The organism is Xanthomarina sp. F2636L (assembly GCF_026410195.1).
GTDB lineage: Bacteria > Bacteroidota > Bacteroidia > Flavobacteriales > Flavobacteriaceae > Xanthomarina.
Map to the genome: position 1 here is coordinate 1 of NZ_JAPMLM010000053.1, position 5732 is coordinate 5732.

Annotated in this window: 8 protein-coding genes; 6 read left to right on the top strand and 2 right to left on the bottom strand. The window is 29.9% G+C overall.

The features are described from left to right. Window positions 1–25 precede the first annotated feature (25 nt). The 5 genes from OS191_RS00250 (at window position 26) to OS191_RS00270 (ending at window position 3795) form a co-directional block, all read left to right on the top strand. Window positions 26–712, top strand: a complete 687-nt coding sequence (locus OS191_RS00250) for a hypothetical protein (protein ID WP_267153700.1) — start codon at window positions 26–28, stop codon at window positions 710–712. A 163-nt stretch (window positions 713–875) separates the two neighbouring features. Then, complete coding sequence (locus tag OS191_RS00255; RefSeq protein ID WP_267153701.1) at window positions 876–1388, top strand: hypothetical protein; 513 nt, start codon at window positions 876–878, stop codon at window positions 1386–1388. Window positions 1389–1533: 145 nt separating this feature from the next. After that, the gene (locus OS191_RS00260) at window positions 1534–2190 is read left to right on the top strand and encodes a hypothetical protein (RefSeq protein WP_267153702.1); all 657 of its coding nucleotides are present in this window, start codon (window positions 1534–1536) and stop codon (window positions 2188–2190) included. A gap of 171 nt (window positions 2191–2361) precedes the next feature. Then, a complete protein-coding gene (locus OS191_RS00265; RefSeq protein ID WP_267153703.1) occupies window positions 2362–3387 on the top strand; it encodes a DUF4062 domain-containing protein in 1026 nt (341 codons plus the stop codon). A gap of 153 nt (window positions 3388–3540) precedes the next feature. Then, window positions 3541–3795: a hypothetical protein gene (locus tag OS191_RS00270; protein ID WP_267153704.1), complete on the top strand. Its 255-nt coding sequence runs from the start codon at window positions 3541–3543 to the stop codon at window positions 3793–3795. A 315-nt stretch (window positions 3796–4110) separates the two neighbouring features. Here OS191_RS00270 and OS191_RS00275 read toward each other — a convergent pair whose 3' ends face one another. Further along, window positions 4111–5037: a hypothetical protein gene (locus OS191_RS00275; protein WP_267153705.1), complete on the bottom strand. Its 927-nt coding sequence runs from the start codon at window positions 5035–5037 to the stop codon at window positions 4111–4113. Window positions 5038–5101: 64 nt separating this feature from the next. On the opposite strand from OS191_RS00275, the gene OS191_RS00280 reads away from it, so the two are divergent. After that, on the top strand, window positions 5102–5278 hold the full coding sequence (locus tag OS191_RS00280) for a hypothetical protein (RefSeq protein WP_267153706.1): 177 nt from the start codon (window positions 5102–5104) through the stop codon (window positions 5276–5278). Here the strand turns inward: OS191_RS00280 and OS191_RS00285 are convergent. Continuing rightward, entirely contained in the window at window positions 5267–5470 is a 204-nt protein-coding gene (locus OS191_RS00285) for a YegP family protein (RefSeq protein ID WP_267153707.1), read from the bottom strand. The two genes, OS191_RS00280 and OS191_RS00285, sit on opposite strands and share 12 nt — an antisense overlap. Window positions 5471–5732: the final 262 nt, after the last annotated feature.

A 5732-nucleotide genomic window follows, 5' to 3' on the forward strand; every position in this document is an offset into this window, starting at 1 on the left:
CGTTGTAAGCAATTAAAGGAAACCCGTGAAAAACAGAATATTCTCATTAATTATTATTGTTTTTATTTCCAATTCTTGTGGAATATTTAAAACGCATCACAAGGATAAACTTATTGATTTTGAAAACAATCAGGTACCGAAAAACACTTTAAAACTGAATGGTTACTATTTTGCGGAATTGGAACGTGAAGCCAATAATTCTGACAATACCCAAGAAACAAAAATAAAATATCTATCTGCTTTTTTTATTTACGAAGACGGCTTTATAGTTAATATTCGTGGAATTGACGGACTTACGAATTATTACTGTGCGGAAAATGAAACTTATGAGAATACCTATGAACGAGCGCATAAAGTAATTGAATTAATGCTTGAGTCTCAAAACTCTGAAGACAAAAGAACCAAGCGAATTTGCGGATTTGAACCAAACGATATTGGTAATAAAGGTTTAGCTAAAGTTAATAATGATAGTATTAGAATACAGTTTTACAGCATTGAAATGCAAAAACCTGGAAAAGATTCTTTTAATTCTGCTTATTTATACGAAATCAATGGAGTGATTAAATCCGACTCAAGCTTTGTGATAAATAGTGAGACAGAATTTAGAACTAATAAAAGAACAACTGAAAATACTTTGTTCCGATTTAGACAAACTAAACAGAAACCGAATATTGAAAATTACTTTAAAAAGAATAATAACCGATTTAAATAACTGCTTACAACAACGTGTATAATTCATTGCTAGTACTCGCCTACTTACGAAAATCCTCGCGGTTTTTCTATTCGGTTTGTATTTGCTAAATTAGTTGCTCAAACACGCAACGAAATCATACACAAACACGTTGTGCCTAATTTAAAAAACGCCCGAACTAACTATGATGTCTAATATTTCGAAAGCGGAATTAAAGGAAATTAAGCGGAATCTTCCAGATTATAAAAAGATAATTGAACAAGAAGACTCATTCATTGAAAACGGAAAATATAAAAAGATTTTTATTAGTGTGTTTGACCATTGGCTAACAAATGAAGAGGCGAGTGAAATGATTTTTGTCGACGAAAATTTAGACGAATTAAAAGCACGCAGAAATAAATTCAAGATGGTTGCAGAGGAATTGTATAAAATAACTGATATATATTTTTGGAAATATAAACGGAATTATCGAATGGTTTTGAAAAAACCACTGAATTCTGATGACGTTTTAAGGAAATGTGATTTTGATAATTTATGGTCACAAAGCGGAAAAAGATACAGCTTGATTTTACCAGAGTTTTCCGCCATTTATAGTGAAGAATGGGATTGGACTAACATTATTTGGTATACTGACGAGAAAAAAATAGTTCCGATTTTGAAAATTGCCGAAAATGCTGGATTGAATATTCTGAAATAAAAAACTAGGCACAACACCGTATATAATTTATTGCTAGTTCTAGCCTACTTACGAAAATCCTTGCGGATTTTCTATTCGGTTTTTATTTGCTAAATTAGATGCTTAAACCACGCAACAAACCATATACAAACACGTTCTACGCAATTTGAAAAAAACATACAGCATACAATTAAACGGAGTTAAAATCGGAACAACTTATTTCGAATTTGCAGATGTGCCAATGGGAATTATTCACGGAAAAGTCAATTTTGAAAACGTAGAATCACCATATGAATTTATCAAAAATCATTGTCATAAATTTAAAGTTACCATAAACGAAGACGATAAAAAATATAAATTTATTGACACTCAAGTAATTCCTGAATTGAAAGTATATCTCGAAAACGGAACTGAATTAACTGGTTGGGGCGGAGCAATTAGCGGAATGGAAATAGAAGATGATTTTGAAATTCAGTTTGGCGGAATTGATTACACAATAATGCGGACTGAATTCGCTCACCATTATTACGATTATTATAAACAAGAATGTGATTTAATCAAAATTGGAATTGACGAAGAATTTAAACAGATTTGCGAAAAAATATTAGGAAAGAATTTTAATATAAATCAATGGTCTGAAATTGAGAGTTCGGACGAATTTCAAACGGAAAAATATTGTGGCGGATTTGATGCGACTGAAATGGAATTTTGTTTTAGTTATTATCGAGAAAAGGAAGAATATTGGTTTCAATTAAGTTTAACCGATATTGAAAGAATAAAAAATATGGAAATTGAATTTTTATATCCAAGAAAAGCGGAATAAAAACTGCGTAGAACAACGTGTATAATTAATGGCTAGTTCTAGCCTACTTACGAAAATCCTCGCGGATTTTCTATTCGGTTTTTATTTGCTAAATTAGGTGCTTAAACACGCCACTAATCATACACAAAACCGTTGCCCACAATTAGAAAAAATACACGTCAGAAAAAATAAATGGAGAAAAGATACCAAGTTTTTGTCAGTTCAACTTATGTTGATTTAATAGAAGAAAGAAACGAAATAATGCAAGCACTGCTTGAATTAGAATGTATGCCATCTGGAATGGAATTATTTCCAGCAGCAAATGACACACAATGGGAATGGATAAAAAAAGTGATTGACGAATCTGATTATTACATTGTTGTAATAGGAGATAGATATGGTTCGATTTCAGAAAATACTGGCTTGAGTTACACAGAAATGGAATATCGATACGCATTGGAAACTAACAAACCGATAATCGGATTTGTACATCAAAATCCAGGTAAATTAAGTGCTGATAGAGTTGAAAAAAGTGAGGAAAATCGAAAAAAATTAAAGGAATTTAAAAATTTAGTTCAAAGCAAATTATGTAAGTTTTATAATAATCCCGAGGATTTAGGCTCAAAAGTTAGTAGAAGTATTATTCAATTGAGAAAACAATATCCTGCGATTGGTTGGGTAAGAGCAAATGCATTAGACAATTATACATCTACAATAGAATACATCCAAATAATTAAAGAAAACGAGGAACTAAAAAATCAAATAATAAAATTTGAGAATGAAAAGCCAATGATGTCTGGTCGTTTATCAAGCGGCAAAGATGAATTTAAAGTTCATTATTCTTATTCAATCAGAGAACAACAAAAAGACAATCCTAATTCTTGGAAAAAAGTTGGAACTGGAAAAGACTCGTTAGTTCTAAATTGGGATGAGATTTTTACATATGTAGCACTGGATATTATAAATAATTCTTCAAGAAATTTCACAAGAGTTAATGACCCATTTCCGTCTGTAATTAAAGAGAAAGAAAAAGAAAAATTGGAAATTAAACATCCGAATAAAAGGCTTCAGGATTTCAAAACAGACATTGATGATTTTAACAAAGTTCTACTTCAATTAAGAGCCTTGAAATTTATTAAAAAAGGAAATTATGATGCTTGGCAATTAACTGATAATGGAGAATATTATTTAGCCGAATTGAAATGTGAAAAAAAATAACTGTGGGCAACAACGTGTATAATTCATTGCTAGTTATAGCCTACTTACGAAAGTCCTCGCGGACTTTCTATCTGTGATTTATTTGCTAACTTTATTGCTTAAACACGCAACGAAATCATACACAAAACCGTTGTACGTAAGCTGAAAAAGCATATGAACACAGAAGAAAACAGAGAACTTTCTGATGAGGAATTTAATAGCGCAATAGACAAGACTTTTAATACATTAGATAAAAGAAGTGCTATAATTTATGTCCTAATGAAAGCAGGACTAGTTATAAACGACCTTTCAAAAATGGGTTATAAAATAGACTTAACACAGAAAGGAATAAAGGAAATATTAAACGTTAAATTGGAAGATATAGATTCATTATCATTTTCGTGTAGAGGACTTCCATCTTTTGAATAGTATCGTTTATTTCTTTAAGGGATTTAAAGTCTCTATTAAAATTACTGATAATAAAAGCATTTTTTAAACTAATAGAATGTTTTGATTTAAGAAAATAAAGCTCATCAACTAAAACATCTAACTTGAGATTTTTAAGTTCATCACGACAAATATCAAAATCAGTTAGATAAATACGATTAATACGTTCTAACTCATTCAACAAGTCATTTAGAGAAGTTGTTTGTTTAATAGTAAACTTTGTAGGAGTAAAAAGTCTCGGACTGATTTGACCACTTGCTGAATCGAAAATTTCATCTAAATCTGACATAATTAAATTTAATTTGTTGTATAAATAATATCAAATTTAGTTAAATATTTATAGATGTAGATTTTTTGAAAAACTTTATCTTTTGGTTCTGCATACCAACTTATTGTATCAAAGTTTTTATCAAAAGTGATTGTTTGGTTATAGTCATCAAAAAAGATATGTTGTTTATTATCTTCATTAAATCCTTGATAAAACCATTTAGCCCCTTTCCAATCATCTGTGCCTCTTTTGAAGTATATACTATCGGCTTTGAAAATCAACTCGGAAGATATTTTTTCATCAAAAATTAAATCATATTTTTTAGTTTTTGAATTGTATTGGTATTCAAGAATTTGATTGGTTTTGTAACCACCATTAATTATGGCTTCATTGTTTGATACACTTTGAGTGGATGTAGCAGTAGTTTTGACTGTTTTATTATTAGCTTTGGCTTCATAAACTAATTGGTCATAACAATTTGTTATGTAATTCATTATTTCTATAGTCTTTGAATTACTCGATAAATCATAATTTTTACCATCAAGAGAATTTACACAATTTTTGTAAAAATTATCCATTATAAATCCTGCCACTTTTCGTTCATCAATTGCTAATACAGTTTTCATTCTAAATGACCCTATATGTTTCATTATTTTTTCATAGTTAGCATCAAATTTAGCTTGTTTTTCAGCCATTACTTGTTGGAGTAAAGCAAAATTATCATCAGTTCTTTGTTTTTGAGGAATATATCTACCACTACCTTGTTGATTGTTATTGACATAAGTGGTTTCCCAAGTTCCGTTAAGAGAATTATAGGATTTATAAGCAACCATTTTATTGGTCTGTTTATCAAAGTACTCATACCGACCATTAAGTGAATTATACTTTTCAACATAAGTTTGAGCAAAAGATGAAAACCCAACAAAGAACAATAATGAAAACAGTAATTTTTTCATAGTAACAAATATAAACAAAACAATATTAACCAATTACGGAAATCCGTAAGATAAAAACAATAAAATGAACACAGAAAAAGGACAATATAAATATATAACAGAATATGTATCAGAAGGTAAAAGATATGGAGGTAGTATATTCGCAATGAGTAAAAAAGAAGCCGAAAAAAAACTCGAAGATAAAAGACTTACAGAAAGAATAGTAGGTTATGACCCCGAAACACTATATCTAAACGATTAACTTGTTCCTTTCTAAATACTCAATTCGATTTTTGAGGTTTAGCATATTATCAACACAGTCTTTACGATTTTTATAACCTTCTGTTGAAGCTCCAATAATATCTTCTTTTACTTCTATTTTCCAACGCCACTCTTCTTTGGAATCTTTATAAATCTCTAATTTTGGTGGAATAGTTATTTTTAGTTTAGCCATAATTATATATTTTGACTAAATTAGAAAAATAAACTGAAATAAAAAGCCTACGTACAACACCGTATATAAGTAATGCGAGAAAAAGGTTACCCCGCAAAATAAATGTTAACCTAAAAACTAATATCACAACGGAAAAATATCGAGTACTTGCCTCGCACTACTCATATACAAACACGTTAGCTACAATTGCGGAAACCACTCAAACGCAAGCAATACGCAACTGAATTACCTCTGATTTCTGCCAAACATTACGCTGATTTCA